The following is a 24,181-nucleotide window of genomic DNA, read 5'->3' on the forward strand; positions in this document are numbered from 1 at the left end:
TAATTTAAAATCTAAATACCTCTTTAAATTTAATACAAAATATAGCCAACTCCTAAAAGAATAGCCATTAGGAATGTGGATAAGGCTAAAACTTTTAATTGACCGTCAAAATCTTGAGCGTCTTTTGCTGCGTTTATCTTTTTGATATGAATTAATAAAGGTATAAAAGCAATTAGATACAAGAAATTATAGGGCTCAACATAATACAATAATGAAAATAATAAAGTAACCAACATAGCTCCTAGGATAAGGGCAAAATGATAACGTTTAGCATCTTTTTTACCTAATTTTATAGCTAGTGTGATTTTCCCTGCATTAGTATCCGATTCAATGTCTCTCATATTATTTAAGTTCAACACTCCCATACTCAACAAACCAACTGAAATCGCAGGTAAAATAACAACATGGTCAATAGCATGCGCAAAAAGGAAATAACTCCCCAATGTGCTTACCAATCCAAAAAAGATAAATACAAAAACATCTCCTAAAGCACGGTAACCATAAGGAGAATTACCCATAGTGTAATTTAAAGCCGCATAAACTGAAAGTCCTCCAAGCAGTAAAAACAATAGAATATTTAATATACTCCCAGAATCGAATGCGTTCCAAATAAGAACCATTGTAGACATAATAACGAAAATGATATTAAACTTTATACCATCCATCATTTCCTTTGGAGAAATTGCACCACTTTGAATAGCCCGTTGCGGTCCTAAACGTTCATCATTATCAGTACCTCGTACACCATCACCATAATCATTAGCTAGGTTTGATAATATTTGTAAACTTATAGTGGTTAATATGGCAAAGCCAAAAACCCAATAATTAAACTGACCATTATAGTAGGCAAAACATCCACCAAGTATAATTCCGGAAACAGAGAGTGGTAACGTTCTTAAACGCATAGCACTAAGCCATGGTGAAATTTTATTCATGTAATTGAATTTAAATTAAGGAATCCATTTTTTTGGAAAGTTAGGCTTCCTTTTTTCTAAAAAGGCATCTCTCCCTTCTTTAGCTTCATCTGTCATATAAGCTAATCTTGTTGCTTCACCAGCAAAAACTTGCTGACCAACCATACCATCATCAGTAAGGTTCATAGCAAACTTCAACATTTTTATAGAGGTTGGTGATTTTTCTAATATTTCTTGAGCCCATTCATAGGCTGTAGCTTCTAATTCATCGTGTGGAATAACGGCATTGACCATACCCATTTCAAAGGCTTCTTGTGCAGAATAATTGCGTCCTAAGAAAAAGATTTCTCTAGCTTTTTTCTGTCCAACCATTTTTGCTAAATACGCAGAACCATAACCTCCATCAAAACTTGTAACATCAGCATCTGTTTGTTTAAAAATGGCGTGCTCTTTACTCGCTAATGTTAAATCGCAAACTACGTGTAAACTATGTCCACCTCCTACAGCCCATCCAGGCACAACGGCGATCACAGCCTTAGGCATAAAACGTATTAATCGTTGAACTTCTAAAATATTTAAACGATGATAACCATCGTCCCCTACATACCCTTGATGTCCTCTGGCTTTTTGGTCTCCACCAGAACAAAAACTCCAAATGCCATCTTTACTAGATGGGCCTTCTGCACTTAAAAGTACGACTCCAATGTTAACATCTTCACCTGCATCATAAAAGGCATCATAAAGTTCTGAAGTGGTTTTTGGACGAAAGGCATTTCGTATATCTGGTCTGTTAAATGCAATTCTGGCAACGCCATTACATTTATGATAGGTTATATCTTCATAAGACTTGGCAACTTTCCAATCTATATGGCTCATATTTATTACGGTTTTGACCGTAAAAGTAAGAAATTAATAATAATAAAATAAACTCTCTTTTTTACTAGATTTTATTATGCGCGCATAGTACATTTGCGCACAAATTATTAATATAGAATGAATTATAACCCTGAAATAATTAATAAAGCATACACTGTCTACAATATAAAATTAGGAACTGTATATTTTTACGAAAATTTTTTGGTAGCAGAGTTTAAAGAAGGAGTAGATATCACTTTCAAAAACTTTGATGAACTCTCTTTTCTAATAAAAACGCACTTTAAGGATAAACCTATTGGTTTTATAACTAATAGAGTAAATTCGTATTCAGTCAACGTTAATGATGCCAAAGATTTCAACAAAACATTTGTTAATCTAAAAGCATACGCTACAGTATGTTATAACAGTCTAACTGAAGGTGTTATTGAAATAGAAAGTCAATTTTTTAAATTCAACAGAAAAGTGTTCAAAAACATGGACACTGCTATAAGTTGGGTTGAAAAAACATTGGCTGAACAAGATCTCGAACTTTATAATAAATAAATTCCGTCTTCTTTTATTTCTATCTGACGTTCTTTATATAAGGAACCAATCGCTTTTTTAAAGCTTTTTTTACTCATTTGAAGTAATTCCTTAATTTGTTCTGGATTCGATTTATCGTGCACAGGTAAAAAGCCACCATTATCATGCAATTCATTTAAGATAAATTCAGCATTAGGTTCAATATTTCTATACCCTATTTGATTTAATGAAATATCTAATTTATTATCATCGCGGACTTTTTTAATAATTCCTTTCAGTCTATCCCCAACACTTATATCTTTATAAATATCATCATGAAAAACTAAACCTAAGTGGGTTTTATTGACAATGACATTCATTCCTAATTCTGAAGGATGAGACACAATAAGATCAACCTCGTCAAATTGCGCAACAGTTAATTCTTTATTATCTAAAAATCGATTTGTTTTACTAGATGCCACAAGTCGTTCTGTTTCTTCATCAAGATAGCAGTGTACTAAATACCATCCGCCTGATTTCATTTTGAATGCTTGTTCTCTAAAAGGACAAAACAATTCCTTTACCAAACCCCAATCTAGGAATGCACCATAATCAGTAACCTGATTACAACGTAGCAATACAAAATCACCTTTTTTAATATAAGGTTGATCTGTAGTGGCAACTGGTCGTTCTTCGTTATCTAAATAAACAAAGACCTCTATTTTATCCCCAATTTCAAATACTTTTGGCACATACCTATTTGGTAAAAGTACTTCACCCTCTTCACCATCACCTAAAAATAATCCAGGTTCGGTATCTCTTAAAATTTCTAATGTATTGTATTCGCCTAAATGTATCATTCTGCAAAGGTAAATATATTTTTATGAGATATAATAGGAATTTGAATGGATAGTGAAATATATTAAGCATAAAAAAAGCGTTATAACTATAAAATTATAACGCTCATTTATGATATACAATATTACTTACGAGTAAATAGCTTCTTTTTTAAAGTGTTTCGTCAATAAATAATATACGACTACTCTATATTTTGATCTATTAGAACGACCATATGTTTCCATTACACCGTCAATAGCTTTATCTAATTCAGCACTATCTGCTAAACCTAATTTCTTAATTAAAAAATTATTTTTTACTGTTGCTAGTTCTTTTTCATCAGAACCAGATACTGTAGATGAATCTGCATTATAAATCGAAGGACCTAAACCTACAGTGACTTTAGTTAATAAATCCATATCTGGATTAACACCACATTTGTCTTTTAAATCTGCCGCATACTTTACGATTAAATCATCTCTTTTACTCATCTTTATATTTGTTTTATGTTAAAAAATTATCTCTTTAAAGATACTAATATTTAGACACAATAAAAATCTAAAAGTCACATCTTAATAATTTCTTTCTAATTATTTAATATATTTAAAGAAGTCTAATAAAATTTTATCGTTTATCCGCGATGGTGTAAATATTTCTAATAACTTTGGATGTTTAGTACCTTTATAAAATGTTTCTAATTGTTCTTCCAATTGCTTTTCATCTTTAGCTGCACTATATTCTAAGCTATACATTTCACATAATTGCTTTGCTGATAAATGATGTTTGGTTTCAAAGAAGCGGTCAAAGTTTTCTGTGTTTTTATTACCTGGTAAAATTCTAAATATTCCACCTCCTTCATTATTAATGACTATAATTCTAAACGTTTTGGGAATATGATTATTCCAAAGTGCATTACTATCGTAAAAAAAACTTAGATCACCTGTAATAAAAGTAGTTCGCTTTTCTGATACTGTTGACGCCCCTATTGCTGTACTTGTACTTCCATCAATACCGCTTGTACCTCTATTACAAAACACATCAATAGTTTTACCTAATTGAAACAATTGTGCGTAACGTATTGCAGAACTATTACCAACTTGCAGCTGACTTTGTTTTGGAATGCTTTTTAAAACCGAACTAAATGCCTTAAAATCAGAAAAAGGAAGCGTCTCTAGATAGGCTTCTTGCAATTTTCGACGCTTTTGGCGAACAGCCAGCCAAGAACTTTTATACGTACTTTTAGTATGATGGGTGACTTGAGGTAAAAATGCACTTAAAAATGTGTTTGGACGTAATTTAATATGTTTGTCTAAACAGAAAAACGTATCATTTGCTCGCGTTAAACCAATATGGCAATGAAATTCGGGCTTATAAGTTCTCAAAAAAGCTTTTATCTTCTTAGAAACAATTAAGCCGCCAAATGTGATTAATACATCTGGTTGAAGTTCTTTAAAATCGTTATCATATAGAGGTGCTATTAATTTATCAATTCCTGGAAAAAAGTCAGGATGGTGTAAATTAGAAGTTGTTTCAGTCAACACGATGACGCTATCATCATCTGCAATTTCTTGAATCCATTGTGCTTCAATAGAATTTGGTTGTAAAACACCAACTAAAATCATTTTTCGTTTCGCACTATGCCAAATATCTAGCAAGCTTTTAATTTCAAAACGATCGATTTTTTCTTCGTTACTTTGAATTTTAAAAGGTTTAGGGTTAATGACTAGCTCTTCTGTAGTTTCATATAAGGGTTCATCAAAGGGACAATTAATATGAACTGGTCCTAAATTTAACTTTGAAACCGTAAGGGCATCATGAATTTCAGATTCATTATGCGTTTGAATATCTTTTTGAAGGCCTAAAAAACGTTCAAGCTTATTCTCTAAACTTTTTAGAATTGGTCTTTCACTTTCCAAATTAGTTTGAACTCCTTCTTTAATATCTAATTTTAAATTGGCATTATACAACACATGTTCACCATATACATTTTTCTGTTTTATGGTTTGTCCATCACCAATATCTATCAAATGTTTTGGTCTATCTGCAGAAATTACGACTAAAGGAATTTGACTATAAAAGGCTTCTGAGACTGCTGGATAATAATTTAACAACGCACTACCCGATGTACAAACTACAGCAACAGGTTCTTGCAGTTGCTGTGCAATTCCTAAAGCGAAAAATGCGGCACAACGCTCATCAACAATACTGTAACATTTAAAGAAATCATCGTGTGTAAAACCAATGGTTAAAGGTGCATTTCTACTACCTGGCGAAATGACAATATGCGAAACATTATGTGTTTTGCATAAAGTCACTACGGTTTGTGATAAAGGTATATTTGAATATATCATAGACTCAACTTCCTCATGATAAACGGAAGTGTTTCATTTTTTGAAAATTAATAAATTTTATTCTAAAACCGATCCTATTGTTTTTGTTTTATTTACAGTTTCTTCCCACTCATTTTCAGGAATAGAATCTTTAGTAATACCACCACCTACATAAATGTTTGCTGTGGAATCTTTAAGTTGCATACAGCGCAAATTGACATAAAAGTTAGACTGGGTTTTTATAACAGAATAGGCATTATTTTCAACGTTGCGTCTATTGGTATTTCGAGTTGTAGCTTGTTTTAGATTTAATTCACCTAAAAAACCTGTATAATAGTCGCGATTATAATTTTCATGCTGAAGGATAAAATATTTTGCTTCAGCTTTTGGAAATCCACAAACGGCAGGTGTTGGGTGCAAGGCTTCAATTATGGCTTTGAGATCAGTATCATCTTTTAAAACACTAGTTATTTTTGTTTTCAGGTGTAATAAGTTACCTGCCTTTACAGTATCTACATCAGACGTATTAATCATTTTACTATAAGGGCCAATCTGTTCTGTTATGTAATCGGTTACAATTTGTTGTTCTTCATATTCTTTGGTAGTCCAGTTGACGTCTTCTTTTTCATTAAATGCCTGTGTCCCTGCTAACGCTATAGTGGTAAGTCGTTTGCCTTCTACCTTAAATAATAATTCTGGTGTGGCACCAATCCATAAACCAACCTTAGGATGAAACCAACAATATACCATTGCGTTTTTATACTTATTAAAAAGCCGCTTAAAAATGACCAATGGATTTGTGTCTTGAAGTGATTTTGTTTCACAACGCGATACTACCACTTTCTGTAAAGTGTCGTTTTTAATGCTGTTAATTCCTTTAGTAACCAATGCTATATGTTGAAGTCTTTCAGTTTCATTAGGAATAATTTCAGTTGGTGTAAAAGATTCAGTCTCTATATGGCTGCATTCTATTTCTAAATAGTCACACCCCTCTTTTGGGAAAAGAATATTATTTTCTTCAAGATTAAAAGGAGCGAATATAAATCCACTTTCTGTAAAATTATTGGAGGTATGAAGCGCACCATCGTTTTGCAACCAGCACTTAATTACAGAATTTATAGGTCGGCTATAAACTACAAATGGTAATTGTTGCGCATACTGAATTTCTATCGTTTCAAAAAACAAGTTTTGATCCATTAGTTACTTCTTTTTTGGAAGAGAAATTGTAGATAATCTACAGATAGAAATTAAATTATCCGCCTCGTCGGTCACCCTAATATCTAATAATTGTGTGGTACGACCTTTATGTATAAATGTAGCTTTAGCATAAATAAATCCTTCAGAAATACTTTTAAGGTGATTGGCTGTAATTTCTAAACCGCGAACAAACATATTTTCGGTATCTATAAAAATGTGTGATGCAAAACTACCTACACTTTCTGCTAAAGCTGCAGTTGCACCTCCATGTAATACACCATCTGGCTGATATACTTTAGATGTCACTGGCATTCTCGCCACTAAAAAATCATCACCAAAATCCACCATCTCAATATCTAAGGTTTCCATAAGCGTATTTTTGCTTGCCTTATTTGCTTTATCTAGGAAGTCCTTCTTATTCATTTGCATATAAAAATAGTATTTTTGAATCGATTACAAAGATACAGAAACCACTAAGAAAAATGATTCTACAAGAGAAAGAAATCACATATACAGCTACTAACTCCTACTCTACTTTAAATACATTTACAGAACGTACAAAAACGATTTGGTTGGTTTGCCATGGCATGGGGTATTTGAGCCGTTATTTTCTAAGATATTTTGATAAATTAAATGCTGAAGGGAATTATATCATTGCACCACAAGCTCCAAGCAAATTTTATATTCAACCTAAAATGCATGTGGGAGCAAATTGGCTCACTAAAGTTGACACTGAAGCTGGCACAGAAAGTATTATAAATTATTTTGATGCGGTTTTAAAGGTTGAAAAAATTCCGGATAATATTAATTTTATAGTTTTAGGATATTCACAAGGTGTAAGTGTTGCTTTGCGATATTTAGCAAAACGACAATTACCATGTAATCAATTAGTGATACATTCTGGCGGTATACCAAAAGAATTAACGTCTAAAGATTTTGAATATCTACCTAATGAAACAGCGGTAAAATTAATATATGGTACGGAAGACGAGTATTTAGACGAGGCGCGAATACAACATGAAACAGCACGAGCAAAAGCCCTTTTTCATTCACGCGTCTCAATCATACCTTTTAAAGGGAAACATGTGGTAAATGTTGATCTAATCAATGCATTAGTTGAATAGCAACTGTAGTGCTATTATTCTTTTTCAAGATTTGCCATTATAGACCTTAACTCGTTTGGCTTTATAGGTTTAATGATATAATCTGAAATATCACTTATTTGGTTGGCTTTTTCTATATCTACAGGATCTACAGAGGACGACACCATGTATATTGTTATTTTTTTATTCCATTTTGGTTTAAGTTTTACATATTCTTCCATAAACTGAAAACCATCCATAATAGGCATATTAATATCTAAAAAAATAACGTCTGGTAATTCATCGTCATTATACAGATTGGCAATCATAAAATCTAAGGCTTCTTCCCCATCAGAAAATGCAATGATTTTTTTGTTGAGTTTAAGAGATTGTAAAATTTTAGTAATTGTGAATTGGTAGATGTCATCATCATCAATAATACATATATTGAATTTATCGCTCATGTTTAAAACTGTATTGTAAATGTGGTTCCTTCATTAATTTTACTCGAAACTGTAATTGTGCCACCCATAGCTTCAATTTGGGTTTTGGTCATATACAACCCTATACCTTTGGCTTCTGGATGTCTGTGAAAAACTTTGTTTAAACCAAATATTTTTTCACCATGTCTATCTAAATTAATACCCAAACCATTATCATGGATTTTCAGCTCAATTTGACCGTTGTTAATAGCTGTTTCAATATAAACTTCTGGATTTCTATCCTTTGCTTTATATCTTAAGGTATTGCTGAGCAAGTTAAGAAAAATACTTTCTAAATAAATTTTATCATAATTAATTATTGGAACTTTTGAAAAATCAGTCTTAATTATGGCGTTAGTTTCAATGATCTCACCTGCTAAAATTTCGGTGGTGTTTTTTAAGACATCTTCAAATTTAATATCTTCCTTTTTTCTTGTCTTATCACTTCTTATTTTTATAGCTTCTACTAAGGTATTTAACGTATTTGTAAGATGCTGCGTTACCTTTTCAAATTTCTTAAACAACATCGCTTTCTCATCGTCATTTGAGTCATTATAAAACCCTAAGAGTGCATTAAGATTACTTACTGGAGCACGCAAATTATGAGATGTAATCTGAGCAAAATCAGCTAATTGTGTATTTTGAATGATTAATTTTTGAGCTAATCGTTCTAAATCGTTTTTAGCATTAATTATTTTTAATTGCGCCGACTTTTGAATGGTAATATCTCTAATAGCTGCTGAAATTAAAAGCCCTTCTTCGGTTTCAAGTGGACTTAAACTCACCTGGATTGGTATATCTTTGCCGTCCTTATTTTTTCCTATAAACTCTTTAACCTTTTCAGCGCCTAAGGCATTTAAATCACTTTCGCTAAGTTCTGTATGTGGTTGCAACTTAAAATTACTAGTAAACTGATTAGGAATAAGAATCTCTACCGATTCCTCAAATAAATCATCAGCAGAATAGCCAAATAACTTTTCAGCTTGCTTGTTTATGAGCTGTATATCGCCTTTTTCATTTACGATAACCATAGCATCTGGTGCCGACTCTAACAGACCTCTAAACTTATTTTCTGCCATTCTTTGCGCTGTAACATCTTGGCATGTACCAAATATTTCAATAATTTCACCAGAACCATCAGTAATTACTTGAGCTCGTAACTGTGCAATTTTTACTGTACCATCATCTAATTTTATTTTGTGTACGATATCGTCAAATATTTTTTCCTCATTAAGCTTATCACGGTGTTTAATTACCATGTCTTTATCTTCTGGATGAACAAAATTCAAATACGTATCATAGGTTATCTCTGCATTATCAGCTAAACCTAAAATACGATAAAGATTATTCGAGTATTTTACCTTATCATTTACAAAATCAATTTGCCAATTTCCCATTAAGTTTAACTCTTCAGCAAAACTTAATAATTGGTTTTTTCTAAGAAGCTCCAATTGAGATTGTTTTCTTTCAGAAATATCTGTAGACACTCCTAAAAAGCCTATTTTTTCTCCTTTTTCATTTTTAATGGCTGTTAATGTTAATTCTACAGGGAATGTAGAACCATCCTTTTTACGAAAAGTCCACTCTCTGGTATCAAAGGCATTATTCTTAGCTATTTCATTATAGGGATCAAAACCTTGTACCGTTTTATTGTACTTTTTTGCTATGTCTATTTTAAAACGTTCTAATTCTTCTTCAATGTGAAAAAATTCTGGTTCTTTTTTACCTACAATTTCTTCAGCTTCATAGCCCAATAAAAATTCAGCACCAGCATTAAAATGATTTATGATACCATTATTATCCGAAGACATTATTGCTACAGGTCCTGAGTTGAATATAGCCTTTAGTTGCGTATGTGCTTCGTATAATTTTTTTTCAGCAGCTTTGGAAGCAGAAATATCTTGACAAGTACCTATCATTTCAATGATATGACCATTTTCGTCGGTAATAACCTCTCCTAAAAGCTCTATATATTTTTCCTTACCATCACCTGCAATAATGCGATGCGTAAATACATTGAGTCGTTTATCATGCTCTATATTATTAAAATACGCGGTAACACTATCTTTATCATCAGGATGTACAAAATCAAAATAAGTCTCAAAACTCAAATCTCGTATACTCGTATCGAGTTGAAAAATGTTATACAAACTATCGGACCATTGTATACTATTAGCTATAGTATCCCATTGCCAATTCCCCATTAAGGTAATTTCTTCTGCAAAATTTAATAGTTGATTTTTTCGTAATAATTCGTTCTCCGCAATTTTTTTCTCAGTAATATCTGTTGAGACACCCAAATATCCAATATGGTTGCCTTCTTCATCCTTAATGGACGTTAATGTCGATTGTACAGGTAAAAGGCTTCCGTCTTTTCTCAGATAGCTCCATTCGCGCATATCAAAATGATTGTGCTTAGACATTTCTAATTGAGCATCAAAGCCTTCTACTCTTTTACCATAGCGCTTTGCAATATCTACCTTAAAAGCATTTAATTCAGGAGTTAAATGAAAAAACCTTGGAGTTTCCTTTCCAATGACTTCTGAAGCCGAGTATCCTGTAAGAATTTCTGCACCTGGATTAAATTTATTTATATTACGATCTAAGTCTGTCGTAATTATGCCTATTGCTTTAGTGTTAAATATAGCGTTCAATTCTGCATTTGCCTTTTTTAATGCTAGCTGTGAGAGTTTTCTATTATTAATATCTTGCAGTAATCCGTATAGTCTAATACTTTTTCCATTAATTCTTTCTACTTGACATATTGAGCGTACCCAAATTACCTCGCCTTTAGTATTAACCATTTCTAACTCTAAATCATAGGGTGTACCGTCATTTACAGCAGCATTCAGTGCTTTAAGTAGTGTTTCTCTACTTTTCCCTTCTTTATAGAATTGAATCCCCTTTTCTGTAGTTATTGTGTAATCTTTTGATATACCATGTATGTCTCGCACTACATCACTTAGAAAGGATTTATTATTCTGTAAATCGACTTCCCATGCTCCAATTCTTGCAACTTCATTAATTTTAAATAATATATTCTCTAAGCGTTTATTTTTAGTTTCCTTATTTTTTGATTTTGTGATATCTCCCGTACTTATAACAATCCCTCCTATAGAACCAGCTTCATTATACCAAGGACATGTATCCCAATAAACCCATTGCACTGTTCCATCTTTTCTAACAAATGGGGCTTCATCACAACGGTTTGTTTCTCCATTAAGGCAACGTTTATTGATTTCTCGCCACGCTTCACTTATTTCAGGAAACACATCGTAATGTAATTTACCTATAACCTCTTCATCCTCTAACTTAAAAACATTAATCCATTCTCTAGAAACCGAAATATAGCGCAAATCATTGTCTAGCATAGCTACCGCTGCGGGAATTTGTTCAATAAAGGTCTTATTAAACACTTCTCTTGATTCTAAATCCGATTGTAATTTGTTAAGTTCGTCAAGGTTTTGTGATAATTTTTCTTCTGATACTTCTAAAGCTGTATTGGCTTTTAATAGCGCTTTACTTTTGTCTAATAATTTTCGGGTGCTTGGCATCACCATAAATAGAAATTCGCATAAGACTATGAGTAAAGCAATACCTACAAATATGTAAATTTTTGCTTTAAGACCTTTTAAATGACGCTCAGTAGCTTTTTGATATTCTAAAACTAGTATATCTGTATTGAGTAAGTAAGGTTCTTCTAGGCTAGAAATTATATCAACATCGTTCTGAATATTAAGTTCACCATAATTATCTACAATACGCATACCTGCGCTATAGATTTCTTTTTGATATTTTTCATTAACCACCAATAAAGAATCTATGGCGTCGTTTTTCCACTTGTCGTTATTTATAGAATGAAGATATCGATGTCTGGTTTCCCATTCTGTTAAAATAGAGTCTAAGGTTTTTATGTAATTGTTTTCAACATTATTAGCCTCATTGTAGTTTATTTTAAAAGCTAATTTTGTTAAGTTCTGACTTAACATGCGTTGACGTCCCGAAATATTAATTAAATGCGCATCCGAAACTTGAGAGTTAATACTATGTTGAATAAAAATTAACATAGCAATAATTATAAAAATAAATGTAAATACAAATAGTAGGTATTTATATTTAAGTGATTTTTCTAATATTTTCATTTATTGTCCTTAAATCAAACCCAGTTACTACTAGCACAATACAACACCATTATTGGTGTTCTCTTTTAAATAGAAAATTTAAAAAAATCTACAATCTATTTACTCAAAAAGATAATGCAAGTGATACGAATTGGGGTCTTAAATTATCATAATAAATGTTAAAATACAAAAAATTATTAAATAGAAAACAATTAAATCACAACATTATAATGTCAAGTATTAGTTTTAATTGGATTTATATTTATATGAAATAAAGAACGTTAAACCAAAAATAAAAATTTTAATCAGCCTTATCCTGCTTCTGCTTTATTATGCGCTTAATAGTCATTTATTTTTAAATCGAAAACATTGGTTTTATGAAGTGTTTTAGTTTCACATAATACATACAACTTTTTTATAAATTTAGATAGATTCTAATTTAAATATAGCTGGCGAATGTATAGTTGCAACATAAAAAAATGCAAATTCCTAAAGAATTTGCATGATTGTAATTTTAATTTAAACTTGCTTTTGTAGTGTCTTATTTTTTTCTTTGAGGATTGCTAATTGCTTTTCTAAAAAGGTGATAGCCTGCTCAGTTTTGTAACTCGATTTTGAAGCAAAATCTTCTAAATCTTGTTTGAATTTTTCTTTACCAGAAGATGCCGCTTTAGATAAGTCTTCTTTGACTTCTGTAAAATCATTGGTGATTTGATCTTTGATATCTCTACCCTCTCTTTTTAATTTTTCTCTTGTAACACTGCCTTTATCTGGTGCTAACAAAACGCCTGCAGCTGCTCCAATTAATGCTCCTAATACTAATGTTCCTTTATTTATCATAACTTTTTTCTTTTTTATTAAACTTGTGTTCTACATTATACGTCGTAAAACGAACTGTTTTGTTACAAACAAATTTAATGCCAAGAGTTTATGGAAATATTAAGCTATTAAAAACGGTTATTTAACTTATGTATTGAATTCTCCAAAATGCCAAAGTATACCTGAAGGGTCATGAAGAAAAAACTCATTCCCCCAATCGTTATAAATAATTTCTGAACATTTTGTATTTTTATACTTCTCAACTATACCGCTCTTCTTTAGATGTTTTAAATGATGATGAACATTATCTACTTCAAGAAAAACCATAGTATTATCAATCCAATCTTTGGCGTAATAATCTTGTAAATAAAAAGCGAAGTCTCCAGTCCTAAAAACAGACATGTTATGCGAAATAACAAATTCTTCAAAGCCTAAATCGCGATAGAATTCTCTTGAAAGCTTATAATCTTTAGCACCTATAAATGGTCTTATGGATTTTGGTTTTAGTTTCATTTGTCTTTATTTTGATTTTCTTAATTAATTCAATTTCGAATATTTAGCGAATCATTTGTTTTATTTATGATGGACATAAAGAATTGAATAAAATTAAGATTTTCATAACGCTTCGTCATAACCATGTCTAACGTAGTTAAATTGTTAGATTTGTAAATCTTATCCGTTTAACCAGGACGCTTTTTTCTTCAATAAATATACTTTCTCTAAACTATTAGTCACTGTTTCTAAAGCTAAATTAATTTGCAGTAAAGCTTCATCAAAATTATCGGTTTCGGCATAATAATCTGCTTTTGCTGCGTAAAATAAATAGGCACGTTGCTCTAATTCTTCAGGTTTTAGTTGCTTTAAATACGTATTTGCTGTTTTGTAATCCTTAGTTTGCATGGAAATTACTGCTATAGTTAATAAATGTGACGCCATGGGTTGTAACCGATATAATGCTTGGTACCATTGTAAAATTTTGTTCCAATTGGTAGCTTCAAAAGTTTTAGCTTTTAAATGTTCGGCAGCAATGGCAGCTTCATAATGATAACATGAAAAATAGTCTGTTTCAACAGCTTTAAACATCATAGAATTGCCAAGTTCAATTAATGGCATATGCCATAAGGCTCTGTCTTGTTGTTTTAAATCAAGCACTTCATTTTTAATGTTTGTTTTGGCTTCTAATCTCGCCGAATGAAAACACATCAATGCAAAAAGCGCATAACATTCTGGTAATTGCGTTTGTTGATGGTTGAGCAATAATTGACACAAACGTAAGGCTTCACCACATAGATCTTCTCTAATTAATTGGTCTTTAGTATTAGAATGAAACCCTTCATTAAAAATAAGGTATAACACTTCTAATACGCTATCTAAGCGTTCTTTTAAATCTTTACCTTGTGGAATATTGAATTGTAAATGGGCTGATTTAATCGCTTTGCGAGCACGTAATAATCGTTTTTTTACCGTTTCTTCTTTAGTGAGTAATGCCGAAGCAATTTCTTTAATACTGAATCCGGAAACCGTTTTTAAAGCAAATGAAATGCGATCTCTAGGATCTAGTTGAGGATGGCACGCTGTAAAAATCATTCTGAGTTGTGCATCTTCTATTTCTGAGTCTAAAAATAATTCATTTATGGCGATGGCATCTGTTCCTTGAGTAATATGAAGACTATTATTCTTTTGAGCTTTTAAAGCTCTAAAAATATCTAAAACTCTGTTTTTAGCTGCTTTTGTGAGCCAGGCTTCAGGATATTCTGGTTGTTCTTTTCTCCAAGATAAGCTCGCTTTTACAAAGGTGTCTTGTACGGCATCTTCAATAATATCGAGATGTTGTAGTCCAAATATTCGTGTTAAAACAGAAACCATCTTTCCACTGTGATGGCGAAAAAGATGGTCTATTAATTTTGGTTCCATTAACGGTTATTGATCGAATACCATAATTTCACGAATTTCCACTGTATTTCCTAAATCATAATCCGGAAAATCTTTAGCAATTTCCTGTACGGCATCAAAATCCTTAGCTCTTATCAAATAAAAACCACCGACTATTTCTTTAACTTCTGCAGAGGTTAAATCCGTAACAGTTCTGTCTTTACCTGTAACACGTCTAATTTGTGGGGTTAAAGCTTCGCCTCCTTTCAAAATGCCTGCTTGTTCCATTTTGGCGCCCCATGCAAACCATTTTTCCATTCTGTTTTGTAACTCGTCTGGTGACATGCCTAAATCAACATACTCCTTACCAACGAAAATCATCATAAAATCTTTCATAATTTTTAAAATTTAATAGTTATATCCTTATGACGTTTACCAAAAGATAAAAGAGGACAATTCTTGAAAAAAATTTTGAAATAAATATATAGACTTTTTTCTAAAGTAGAATGTTATTATTTAAAAGGTAAGGTATTAGGTGTGTAATAATATTGAAATTCTATAATTTCACCTGTATCTAAAGTGTCACGAGCCAAAAGATAATAGCTTTTTCCAACGTGATTGTTAAAATACGATTTTGCGGCATGAAACGTAATAACATCACCTGGTTGGTAGCGTTTTACAGATTTCGCATCCTCATTATTATGGTAAGAATCATTAATGGTCTTTGATGTTATAGCCATTAATTAACCAATTTATCTACAATACTTTTTATAGGTAGAATTTCTTTGGTGTGTTCAATACTTGGACCAGCAACCCAAACCGTTTTATAAGTGGCTTTTTTAGCCGCGTTTTCGGTAGCTTTCATTCCTATTGAAAAACGAATCATTTTCACCCATTTTTTCAGACTTTTATTCTTGTTTAACAAGTTTTCAATCCAAGTCGCTTTCGTTCCTATTTTCTGAACATAAGGAGTGTTAATCACTGTACAAGGTGTACCAGAAATACGCTCTGTCATTATGATATCTTTTGCTCCATAATCCACACAGGCTTGTTTATAGTCGTCTGTTACACCTGCTTCAACTGAAGCAATAAAAGGACTTCCGACAGAAACACCTTCCGCACCATAGCTCAACATTTTATCGATATCAGCTTTGCAGCCTACTCCACCTGCTGAAATCACGGGAATGCTTAATTCTTTACTTAATAAATTTGTTAATGCTTCTGGAGATATATTTCCTCGATGTCCACCAGCTTCATTATTTACAGCGATTGCAGCATCAGCTCCTAATTGTTCCACTTTTTTAGCGAATCTCAAATCCGTAACATCACAAAATACTTTTATTCCTGCAGCATGTGCCTGTTTAATCGTTTCTTCTGGACTACCTAATGAGGTGATTATAAAATCACAACCTTCTTCACAAAGTATCTCTAATTGACCTTTGTATTTCACATTAGATTTGTTTACAATGAGATTGAAGCCAAACGAACCTCCCTCAACTTTATTCGCTTTCAAATCTTTGATAGCTGCCCTCAACGCTTCTAAAGTTCTATAATTTAATGCCGGAATACAACCGGCAATTCCAGCTTTCATGGCTTCTGTCACCATAGCAACGTTAGAAACTAGAAACATTGGAGCTTGTATTATTGGATATTTTATATTGAGAAGTTGTGTTAGTTTAGTTTCCATGATGTATTGAATATTTAGATGACAAATATACTGAATTTTACTATGCACGCATAGTACTTTGCAATTAATAAATAATCGTATAACCAATCAACTCATAGAATTTTACTCCAAAAAGCGATAATAACCACATTTTAAATAGGCACCTTCTGCAAATCCAATAGGATGATCACTATCATGTTTTGTTTTTAATTCGGTCTCAAAAAGTCGTGATTGTGAATTAAGCACACGTTCATTCAAGTCAAAAAATGATTGAGCTAATACTCTAGAGGAACAGGAAGCCAAGACTAAAAGTCCCTTTTTAGATGTTAGCTGAGCACCTAATTCAGCCAGTTGTGCATATTTTTTTTTAGCTAAATCAATTTCAGATTGTTGTTTTGCAAAACTTGGTGGGTCAATAACGACCACATCATAGGTTTTCCCTTTTTCAATCAAGGCTTTCATTTCTGCAAAAGCATCACCAGAAATAGTTTTGTGCTGACCAGAATAGTTATTCAATTTTCCATTCGCACGTGCCATATCTAGGGCTTGCTTACTGATATCTAAACTTGTTACTTCCTTTGCTTGGTTTGCCAAAGCATGAACAGAGAACCCACCAGCGTAGGAAAACACATCTAATACTGTTTTGCCTTTACTCATTTCCCCAACGCGTCTCCGATTGTCTCTATGATCTAAGAAATAACCTGTTTTATGTCCCTTAATCACGTTAGCAGAAAAATTGACATCATGTTCTACAAATTCTACAACTTCATTATTTAAAGTTCCATAAATGACCTGCCCATCTTTTAATGAATGATTTTTGCTATTCTGAAGACTTCTACTTAAACGCATTACAATAGTTTCCGCTTTAGAAATTTGTTGTAAACTTTCTAAAATAGATTCTAAATATGGCAACCAAATTTCAGAATATAATTTTACCACAAGTACCTTATTATAGACATCGGCTATCAAACCCGGAAAGCCATCATTTTCACCAAACAGTAAACGATAACTATTGGTGTTAGTTTGAAGTAATTCTACTCGTTTTTTAAAAGCCAATTCTATTTTATGATGAAAAAAATCAGCGTTAACTTCAACTTTAGTTTCAGCATTATGAATTATTTTAATTCGAATGGGTGAATTAGCGTCGTATAATCCCAAACCAACCACTTTATTCTTATTCTTACTAAAAATAATGGCTAAATCACCTGTTTTGGCATCGTCGTTGATTTTTACGATACTATTAGAAAATACCCAAGGATGTCCTTTCACAACGAATTGCTCTCCTTTAGCGTTAAGTTTTATGGCTAATCGTTTAGGTGTGTAATTGGTTTTATTTTGAATTGAAAAAGACATTCTTATATATTAGGCTTCGAAAGTACAAAACTTAAATATATTGTCAATCTTATGTCGATAGTAATATGTTTTATATAATGAAGACCTTCCTATAAAGGCATTAAAAATCTTAACTAGACGCTTCTGTATAAAAAAAAACGCAACCAAATTAATGGTTGCGTTTTTTTATATAATTGACGTTAGATCCGAATGATATTCGGGATAAGCGACTCACTCAACTTTCACGAAAAAGCGAAAGTTGGTTCTCTACTTACTTTACTTCTTCGAAATCTACATCTTCAACATCACTGCTGTCATCAGCAGCTTGTCCTTTTGCACCTGCACCTGCGTCAGTAGGTCCACCTTCTGGTGCTCCACCTTCTGCTTGTGCTTTGTACATTTCTTCACTTGCTACTTTCCATGCTTCATTGATTTTCTCTAAAGCTGGTGTAATAACTGCGATATCTTTTGTTTCGTATGCTTTTTTCAATTCTTCAAGTGCTGCTTCAATTGGTGCTTTTTTATCATCAGATAATTTATCACCAAATTCTTTCAGTTGACTTTCAGTTTGAAAAATCATAGCATCAGCTTCATTCAACTTATCAGCTGTCTCTTTTGCTTTTGCATCAGATTCTGCATTAGCTTCTGCTTCAGCTTTCATCTTTTGGATTTCTTCTTCTGTTAATCCAGATGAAGCTTCAATACGAATATCTTGTGTTTTGTTTGTAGCTTTATCTGTAGCAGATACTTTAATGATACCATTGGCATCAATATCAAACGTTACTTCAATCTGAGGTGTTCCTCGTCTTGCTGGTGGAATTCCATCTAAATGGAAACGACCAATCGTTTTATTATCTGCTGCCATTGGGCGCTCACCTTGTAATACGTGAATCTCTACCGATGGCTGATTGTCTGCTGCTGTTGAGAATACTTGCGATTTCTTAGTAGGAATCGTAGTATTAGACTCAATTAACTTCGTCATTACATTACCCATAGTTTCAATACCAAGAGATAATGGTGTTACGTCTAATAAAAGAACGTCTTTTACATCACCTGTTAATACACCACCTTGGATTCCTGCACCTAAAGATACAACTTCATCAGGGTTTACACCTTTACTTGGTGCTTTTCCGAAGAATTTCTCTACTGCTGTTACTACTGCTGGAATACGTGTAGAACCACCTACTAAGATAATTTCATCAATATCTGACTTCGATAAACCTGCTGCTTTTAATGCCGATTCACATGGCTCAATAGTACGCTTGATTAAATCGTCAATTAACTGCTCAAATTTAGAACGTGTTAATGTACGTACCAAGTGCTTTGGTCCACTAGCTGTTGCTGTAACGTATGGTAAGTTAATTTCTGTTTGTGCAGAAGATGATAACTCAATTTTTGCTTTTTCAGCAGCTTCTTTTAAACGTTGTAAAGCCATTGGGTCTTTACGTAAATCCATATCTTCATCCTTGATAAACTCTTCAGCTAACCAATCGATGATTCTTTCATCAACATCATCACCACCTAAGTGCGTATCTCCATCTGTAGATAATACTTCAAAAACACCATCACCTAACTCTAGAATAGAAACATCATGTGTACCACCACCAAAATCAAATACTACGATTTTTTGATCTGTACCTTTTTTGTCCATACCATAAGCTAATGCCGCAGCTGTTGGTTCGTTAATAATTCTACGAACTTTAAGTCCTGCAATCTCACCAGCTTCTTTTGTAGCCTGACGTTGTGCATCGTTAAAATATGCTGGCACTGTAATTACAGCTTCAGACACATCTTGTCCTAAATAATCTTCAGCAGTTTTCTTCATTTTTTGAAGAATCATAGCCGATAATTCTTGAGGTGTATATAAACGACCATCGATATCTACTCTTGGAGTATCGTTGTCACCTTTTACCACTTTATATGGTACACGCTCTGCTTCTTTTTTAGACTCAGAATACTTATTACCCATAAAACGTTTAATAGAATAAACTGTTTTTGTTGGGTTAGTCACCGCTTGTCTTTTTGCTGGATCTCCAACTTTAATTTCACCACCTTCTACGAAAGCGATAACTGAAGGTGTTGTTCTCTTACCTTCAGCGTTTGGGATTACAACAGGCTCATTTCCTTCCATTACAGAAACACAAGAGTTGGTTGTACCTAAATCAATTCCAATAATCTTACTCATAATTATATTTGTTATTTGTTTTCCGCTTTCACGGAAAGTATCGTGTTATTAATTTTTAAACTCGGTATGTATTAGTCAATGATTATGCCATGACAAAAAATATGACATGATGTCACTTTATTAAATTGTTACGAATAGAAATCACTCATAACACTAAACAAACCTAACCGTAACATTTACACCTAATTCTTTACTCTTATATAATACTGAGTACATCATAAAGAAACTTATGCTTAATAATTTTACAAGAACTAAAAACAACCAAAAATTATGAAACATTTTTTACGATTATTTTTTATCTTTTTTAGCTGTATTGCCAGTGCTCAGTTAACTACTGGTGACATGGCATTTACTGCTTTTCATGCCAATGATGATGACGACTTTGCTATGGTAAGCTTTGTTGATATTCCTGCAAATACCATTATATACTTCTCTGACAAGGAATGGACGGGTTCAGAATTTAATTCTGGTGAAGCTAATTACGAATGGCAAACAGGTGCTGATGTAATATCTGCAGGAACAGTTATTACATTTTACACTATTAGTGACATACCTAGTGTCTCTCACGGTACTATTGTTGGGGAACCTGGTGGGATCTCAGCGTCATCTGAAGCTATATTTGTTTATCACGGAACGGATATAGATACACCAACAACATTCATAACTGCTGTTGCCAATTCTTCTTCAGCATACGACGATGGTGCTGGAACAGGTTTAGCAGGCACAGGTCTTACCGAAGGCTCTACTGCAATTACCTATGCCAACGGAACATCTTTGGCAGTTTATAATGGACCAAGAACAGGTTTTACAGCTAACGGTTATATTGTAGCCTTAAATGACATGAGCAATTATAACTTTGAAGAAGACGCCACTTTACCTTTTGATAACACTGTATTTGTAATTTCTACGACAGATACCAATCCTCCAAGTGTTGCCAACGTTTATTCAATAAATCAAACGACTGTAGAAGTTGTATTTACCGAAGAAGTCACACAAGCTTCAGCAGAAGCAATAGCTAATTATATGTTTGCCCCTGCTTTAACTGTAACTTCTGTAGTCCATGACAATGCGACTTTAACCGCAACTGTGACGCATACGGGTTTAACGGAAGGTACTGCTTATAATGTTACTATAAATAATCTTGAAGATATATATTCTAACATACAAACAACTGCTTATGTAAGTGAAGATTTATATTTCAACGCTATAGTTTCTGGATTAATAATCACTGAAATCATGTATAATGCACCTTCTGATGATTCCGATGCGTTAGAATTTTTAGAAATCTATAATAATAGTAACTACTCTATAAATTTAGGAGGAATCACGGTCAACGATGAAGGTAACTTTATTTTTACATTTCCTGAAATGGCACTTGCTGCAGGTGAAATTGTTTTATTAGCAACTGACAAAGCAACGGCTGACGCTTTTTATGGTGTAACGTTCTTAGATATGCCACAGGCTATTTCTAATGCCTTAGGAAATGGTGGTGAATTATTAGAAATTAAAAACACCAATGGAAATACCATATTTCAAGTTGAATACAGTGATGATGCACCATGGCCAACTACTGCAGATGGTGATGGGCCTTCTTTAGAATTATTAAATCCTGAAGCTGATTTTGATGAAGGCACTAACTGGACACCTGCAACCAACTTAGTGGGACAATCTTTAGGTGACGATGTATTTGCATCTCCAGGAAGTTTTACACCAGTAACTAACGTTACTCCACAAATAAGTTTTACAGAAAGTACTTATGTCGTAAGTGAAGATGAAACAGCAATAGACGTTACAATTGAATTATCCGTTGCACCTAGTGCTTCAGTTTCAATAGATATTAGCTTGGTAACTGAATTACTAACAGCCACTGAAACTGATGATTTCACATTCACAAATCAAACCTTAAATTTCCCAGCAAATTCTACTGATGCCATTACAATTACTATTCCTGTTGTAAATGATGCCATCGCAGAAATGGATGAACTTTTCATCTTAAAACTTTCTAATCCTGTTAATGCGACACTTGGTGCTCATGAAACTGCTGGAGTTTATATTTTAGATGAAGATAATGTTATTCCTGTACCAACAGATGTATTAGATATTGAATATCTATCCAGTTATTTAGTTGATGGAGCGGGTTCTGCAGAGATTGTTGCTCACGATCCGGTTTCAGAACGTTTATTTGTGTTAAACTCCATTGGTCAGAAATTAGAGATTATTGATTTCTCGGATATCAATGCGATTACTACAATCAGTTCTATTGATTTATCAACTTATGGTGACCCAACAAGTGTAGCTTATATGAATAATATGGTTGCACTAGGGATTTCAAAAGGGCCTTTAGAAGATGGTGTTGTTGTATTTTGTGATATTGACGGTACTATTTTATCAACCGTAACCGCTGGAAATCTTCCTGATATGGTTGGATTTACTCCAGATGGCACAAAACTTTTGGTCGCTAACGAAGGCCAACCAAATGACGATTACTCTGTAGATCCTGAAGGCAGTATTTCTGTTATTGATGTTACTGGAGGTTTAGGAAACATTACGCAAGCTGATGTTCAATCCATCAACTTTAATAGCTTCGATAGTCAATTAGCGTCATTACAAGCTGCAGGTGTTAGAGTCTTCGGACCTAACGCATCAGTATCTCAAGATATGGAACCAGAATATATTACGTTTTCAAGTGATTCTCAAACAGCATACGTAACGCTTCAAGAAAACAATGCTATTGGAGTTATTGATTTAACAACAAATACTATTACAGACATTTTACCTTTGGGTTTAAAGGATCATGCTTTAGCAGGAAACACATTAGACGCTTCTGATGACACGGACTTTATTTTCTTAGCCAATTGGCCAGTAAAAGGAATGTATATGCCAGATGCTATGGCGTCTTACGAAGTTGGAGGTGTGACTTATTTAGTAACGGCTAACGAAGGTGATGCTAGAGAATATGATACATTTGAAGAAGAAGAACGTGTAAGTGACCTAAATTTAGACCCAACCGTTTTCCCTAATGCTGAATTCTTACAATTAGATAGCAACTTAGGAAGACTAACTGTAACAAATGCAAATGGTGATTTAGATAATGATGGTGACTTTGATGAAATTCATGTGTTAGGATCGCGTTCATTTAGTATTTGGAATACAGCCACAGGGGCATTGGTTTTTGATAGTGGTGATGATTTTGAACGTATTACGGCAAATGACCCGACTTACGGAGATTTATTTAATGCTAGTAATAGTAATAACAACTTTAAGAACAGAAGTGACAATAAAGGTCCTGAGCCAGAAGGTGTCACTGTAACAGAAATCAATGGTCAAGTTTATGCGTTTATCACTTTAGAACGTGTAGGTGGTTTTATGACATACAACATTACTGATCCTAATAATGCTGTTTTTGAAAAGTACATTAACAATAGAGATTTAGGTGACGATGAAGGTGGTGATTTAGGCCCAGAAGGCATAATCTATGTGACTCCAGAACATAGTCCTAATGATACTGGCTTAGTAATTATGGCAAACGAAGTAAGTTCTACATTAAGCTTCTATGCACTTAATAATAACACTTTAAGTGCTGATGAATTTACTTTACAGTCTGAAGCTTTAAAAATGTTTCCTAATCCTTCAAAATCTAACCAAACGGTATACTTTAATAAAATGGTATCTGTTTCACTATTTGATATTCAAGGTCGTGAAATAGTGTCTAAAGAAAATACAATGGATTTTCAATTGCCAACCTTAACTGCTGGTACCTATATTTTGAAAACAATAAATGGTGAAAGCTTTAAGCTTTTAATTAAATAAATCTGCTAATTTATTTCCATGAAAAGCACCTTCATTTGAGGGTGCTTTTTTTTATGGTTATAATTTAGCTCATTTTCATTGAAGAGTTAAATCCTAATAATATCTAAAAAGGGCATACTGTTTGATAATAAATAGCAATACATTAGTAATTAATTAA

The 24,181-nt window shown here is 33.0% G+C and carries 20 protein-coding genes; 3 read left to right on the forward strand and 17 right to left on the reverse strand.

Annotated features, from left to right (window positions below; all coding sequences use genetic code 11):
• Window positions 1-29: 29 nt before the first annotated feature.
• Together menA and KO515_RS16170 are read right to left on the reverse strand one after the other, a co-directional pair.
• Window positions 30-935, reverse strand: coding sequence for a 1,4-dihydroxy-2-naphthoate octaprenyltransferase (menA, locus tag KO515_RS16165; RefSeq protein ID WP_215937375.1), 906 nt, complete (start codon window positions 933-935; stop codon window positions 30-32).
• 15 nt (window positions 936-950) lie between these two features.
• Complete coding sequence (locus tag KO515_RS16170) at window positions 951-1,790, reverse strand: 1,4-dihydroxy-2-naphthoyl-CoA synthase (RefSeq protein ID WP_215937376.1); 840 nt, start codon at window positions 1,788-1,790, stop codon at window positions 951-953.
• A 117-nt stretch (window positions 1,791-1,907) separates the two neighbouring features.
• Between KO515_RS16170 and KO515_RS16175 the strand changes: the two genes are divergently transcribed.
• Window positions 1,908-2,333 (forward strand): hypothetical protein, encoded by a 426-nt coding sequence (locus KO515_RS16175; RefSeq protein WP_215937377.1) that lies wholly within the window; start codon window positions 1,908-1,910, stop codon window positions 2,331-2,333.
• Here KO515_RS16175 and KO515_RS16180 read toward each other — a convergent pair.
• The 5 genes from KO515_RS16180 to KO515_RS16200 form a co-directional block, all read right to left on the reverse strand.
• Window positions 2,321-3,151 carry a CvfB family protein gene (locus KO515_RS16180; protein ID WP_215937378.1) on the reverse strand — a complete coding sequence of 277 codons (831 nt, stop codon included), beginning with the start codon at window positions 3,149-3,151 and terminating at the stop codon, window positions 2,321-2,323. The genes KO515_RS16175 and KO515_RS16180 overlap by 13 nt on opposite strands.
• A 126-nt stretch (window positions 3,152-3,277) precedes the next feature.
• Complete coding sequence (locus tag KO515_RS16185) at window positions 3,278-3,619, reverse strand: DUF2853 family protein (RefSeq protein WP_215937379.1); 342 nt, start codon at window positions 3,617-3,619, stop codon at window positions 3,278-3,280.
• Window positions 3,620-3,718: 99 nt separating this feature from the next.
• On the reverse strand, window positions 3,719-5,479 hold the full coding sequence (menD, locus tag KO515_RS16190; protein ID WP_215937380.1) for a 2-succinyl-5-enolpyruvyl-6-hydroxy-3-cyclohexene-1-carboxylic-acid synthase: 1,761 nt from the start codon (window positions 5,477-5,479) through the stop codon (window positions 3,719-3,721).
• A gap of 57 nt (window positions 5,480-5,536) precedes the next feature.
• Window positions 5,537-6,655: a chorismate-binding protein gene (locus tag KO515_RS16195; RefSeq protein ID WP_215937381.1), complete on the reverse strand. Its 1,119-nt coding sequence runs from the start codon at window positions 6,653-6,655 to the stop codon at window positions 5,537-5,539.
• Window positions 6,656-6,658: 3 nt separating this feature from the next.
• On the reverse strand, window positions 6,659-7,084 hold the full coding sequence (locus KO515_RS16200; RefSeq protein WP_215937382.1) for a PaaI family thioesterase: 426 nt from the start codon (window positions 7,082-7,084) through the stop codon (window positions 6,659-6,661).
• Window positions 7,085-7,137: 53 nt separating this feature from the next.
• On the opposite strand from KO515_RS16200, the gene KO515_RS16205 reads away from it, so the two are divergent.
• Window positions 7,138-7,779 (forward strand): alpha/beta hydrolase, encoded by a 642-nt coding sequence (locus tag KO515_RS16205; RefSeq protein ID WP_215937383.1) that lies wholly within the window; start codon window positions 7,138-7,140, stop codon window positions 7,777-7,779.
• A gap of 14 nt (window positions 7,780-7,793) precedes the next feature.
• Here KO515_RS16205 and KO515_RS16210 read toward each other — a convergent pair whose 3' ends face one another.
• The 10 genes from KO515_RS16210 to dnaK all read right to left on the reverse strand — a co-directional run bounded on the left by KO515_RS16210 (window position 7,794) and on the right by dnaK (window position 20,214).
• Window positions 7,794-8,201 carry a response regulator gene (locus tag KO515_RS16210; protein WP_215937384.1) on the reverse strand — a complete coding sequence of 136 codons (408 nt, stop codon included), beginning with the start codon at window positions 8,199-8,201 and terminating at the stop codon, window positions 7,794-7,796.
• 2 nt (window positions 8,202-8,203) lie between these two features.
• Window positions 8,204-12,361, reverse strand: coding sequence for a PAS domain S-box protein (locus KO515_RS16215; RefSeq protein ID WP_215937385.1), 4,158 nt, complete (start codon window positions 12,359-12,361; stop codon window positions 8,204-8,206).
• Window positions 12,362-12,859: 498 nt separating this feature from the next.
• Window positions 12,860-13,180 (reverse strand): YtxH domain-containing protein, encoded by a 321-nt coding sequence (locus tag KO515_RS16220; protein WP_179320017.1) that lies wholly within the window; start codon window positions 13,178-13,180, stop codon window positions 12,860-12,862.
• Window positions 13,181-13,306: 126 nt separating this feature from the next.
• A complete protein-coding gene (locus KO515_RS16225) occupies window positions 13,307-13,672 on the reverse strand; it encodes a VOC family protein (protein ID WP_215937386.1) in 366 nt (121 codons plus the stop codon).
• Window positions 13,673-13,831: 159 nt separating this feature from the next.
• Complete coding sequence (locus tag KO515_RS16230; protein WP_215937387.1) at window positions 13,832-15,073, reverse strand: RNA polymerase sigma factor; 1,242 nt, start codon at window positions 15,071-15,073, stop codon at window positions 13,832-13,834.
• 6 nt (window positions 15,074-15,079) lie between these two features.
• Window positions 15,080-15,427: a YciI family protein gene (locus KO515_RS16235; protein WP_215937388.1), complete on the reverse strand. Its 348-nt coding sequence runs from the start codon at window positions 15,425-15,427 to the stop codon at window positions 15,080-15,082.
• A gap of 116 nt (window positions 15,428-15,543) precedes the next feature.
• Window positions 15,544-15,771: a hypothetical protein gene (locus tag KO515_RS16240; protein WP_215937389.1), complete on the reverse strand. Its 228-nt coding sequence runs from the start codon at window positions 15,769-15,771 to the stop codon at window positions 15,544-15,546.
• The gene (locus tag KO515_RS16245) at window positions 15,771-16,718 is read right to left on the reverse strand and encodes an NAD(P)H-dependent flavin oxidoreductase (protein ID WP_215937390.1); all 948 of its coding nucleotides are present in this window, start codon (window positions 16,716-16,718) and stop codon (window positions 15,771-15,773) included. The genes KO515_RS16240 and KO515_RS16245 overlap by 1 nt, the downstream gene beginning before the upstream one ends.
• 102 nt (window positions 16,719-16,820) lie before the next feature.
• The gene (locus tag KO515_RS16250) at window positions 16,821-18,050 is read right to left on the reverse strand and encodes a class I SAM-dependent rRNA methyltransferase (protein ID WP_215937391.1); all 1,230 of its coding nucleotides are present in this window, start codon (window positions 18,048-18,050) and stop codon (window positions 16,821-16,823) included.
• Window positions 18,051-18,300: 250 nt separating this feature from the next.
• A complete protein-coding gene (gene dnaK / locus KO515_RS16255; protein WP_215937392.1) occupies window positions 18,301-20,214 on the reverse strand; it encodes a molecular chaperone DnaK in 1,914 nt (637 codons plus the stop codon).
• 270 nt (window positions 20,215-20,484) lie between these two features.
• Between dnaK and KO515_RS16260 the strand changes: the two genes are divergently transcribed.
• A complete protein-coding gene (locus tag KO515_RS16260; protein WP_215937393.1) occupies window positions 20,485-24,024 on the forward strand; it encodes a choice-of-anchor I family protein in 3,540 nt (1,179 codons plus the stop codon).
• Window positions 24,025-24,181 lie beyond the last annotated feature (157 nt).

Origin of the sequence: Winogradskyella psychrotolerans (genome assembly GCF_018860545.1) — a bacterium.
Classification (GTDB): domain Bacteria; phylum Bacteroidota; class Bacteroidia; order Flavobacteriales; family Flavobacteriaceae; genus Winogradskyella; species Winogradskyella psychrotolerans_A.

Coding starts and splice junctions, on each gene's coding strand:
- menA (WP_215937375.1), bottom strand. CDS start 935: ATGAATAAAATTTCACCATGGCTTAGTGCTATGCGTTTAAGAACGTTA.
- KO515_RS16170 (WP_215937376.1), bottom strand. CDS start 1,790: ATGAGCCATATAGATTGGAAAGTTGCCAAGTCTTATGAAGATATAACC.
- KO515_RS16175 (WP_215937377.1), top strand. CDS start 1,908: ATGAATTATAACCCTGAAATAATTAATAAAGCATACACTGTCTACAAT.
- KO515_RS16180 (WP_215937378.1), bottom strand. CDS start 3,151: ATGATACATTTAGGCGAATACAATACATTAGAAATTTTAAGAGATACC.
- KO515_RS16185 (WP_215937379.1), bottom strand. CDS start 3,619: ATGAGTAAAAGAGATGATTTAATCGTAAAGTATGCGGCAGATTTAAAA.
- menD (WP_215937380.1), bottom strand. CDS start 5,479: ATGATATATTCAAATATACCTTTATCACAAACCGTAGTGACTTTATGC.
- KO515_RS16195 (WP_215937381.1), bottom strand. CDS start 6,655: ATGGATCAAAACTTGTTTTTTGAAACGATAGAAATTCAGTATGCGCAA.
- KO515_RS16200 (WP_215937382.1), bottom strand. CDS start 7,084: ATGCAAATGAATAAGAAGGACTTCCTAGATAAAGCAAATAAGGCAAGC.
- KO515_RS16205 (WP_215937383.1), top strand. CDS start 7,138: ATGATTCTACAAGAGAAAGAAATCACATATACAGCTACTAACTCCTAC.
- KO515_RS16210 (WP_215937384.1), bottom strand. CDS start 8,201: ATGAGCGATAAATTCAATATATGTATTATTGATGATGATGACATCTAC.
- KO515_RS16215 (WP_215937385.1), bottom strand. CDS start 12,361: ATGAAAATATTAGAAAAATCACTTAAATATAAATACCTACTATTTGTA.
- KO515_RS16220 (WP_179320017.1), bottom strand. CDS start 13,180: ATGATAAATAAAGGAACATTAGTATTAGGAGCATTAATTGGAGCAGCT.
- KO515_RS16225 (WP_215937386.1), bottom strand. CDS start 13,672: ATGAAACTAAAACCAAAATCCATAAGACCATTTATAGGTGCTAAAGAT.
- KO515_RS16230 (WP_215937387.1), bottom strand. CDS start 15,073: ATGGAACCAAAATTAATAGACCATCTTTTTCGCCATCACAGTGGAAAG.
- KO515_RS16235 (WP_215937388.1), bottom strand. CDS start 15,427: ATGAAAGATTTTATGATGATTTTCGTTGGTAAGGAGTATGTTGATTTA.
- KO515_RS16240 (WP_215937389.1), bottom strand. CDS start 15,771: ATGGCTATAACATCAAAGACCATTAATGATTCTTACCATAATAATGAG.
- KO515_RS16245 (WP_215937390.1), bottom strand. CDS start 16,718: ATGGAAACTAAACTAACACAACTTCTCAATATAAAATATCCAATAATA.
- KO515_RS16250 (WP_215937391.1), bottom strand. CDS start 18,050: ATGTCTTTTTCAATTCAAAATAAAACCAATTACACACCTAAACGATTA.
- dnaK (WP_215937392.1), bottom strand. CDS start 20,214: ATGAGTAAGATTATTGGAATTGATTTAGGTACAACCAACTCTTGTGTT.
- KO515_RS16260 (WP_215937393.1), top strand. CDS start 20,485: ATGAAACATTTTTTACGATTATTTTTTATCTTTTTTAGCTGTATTGCC.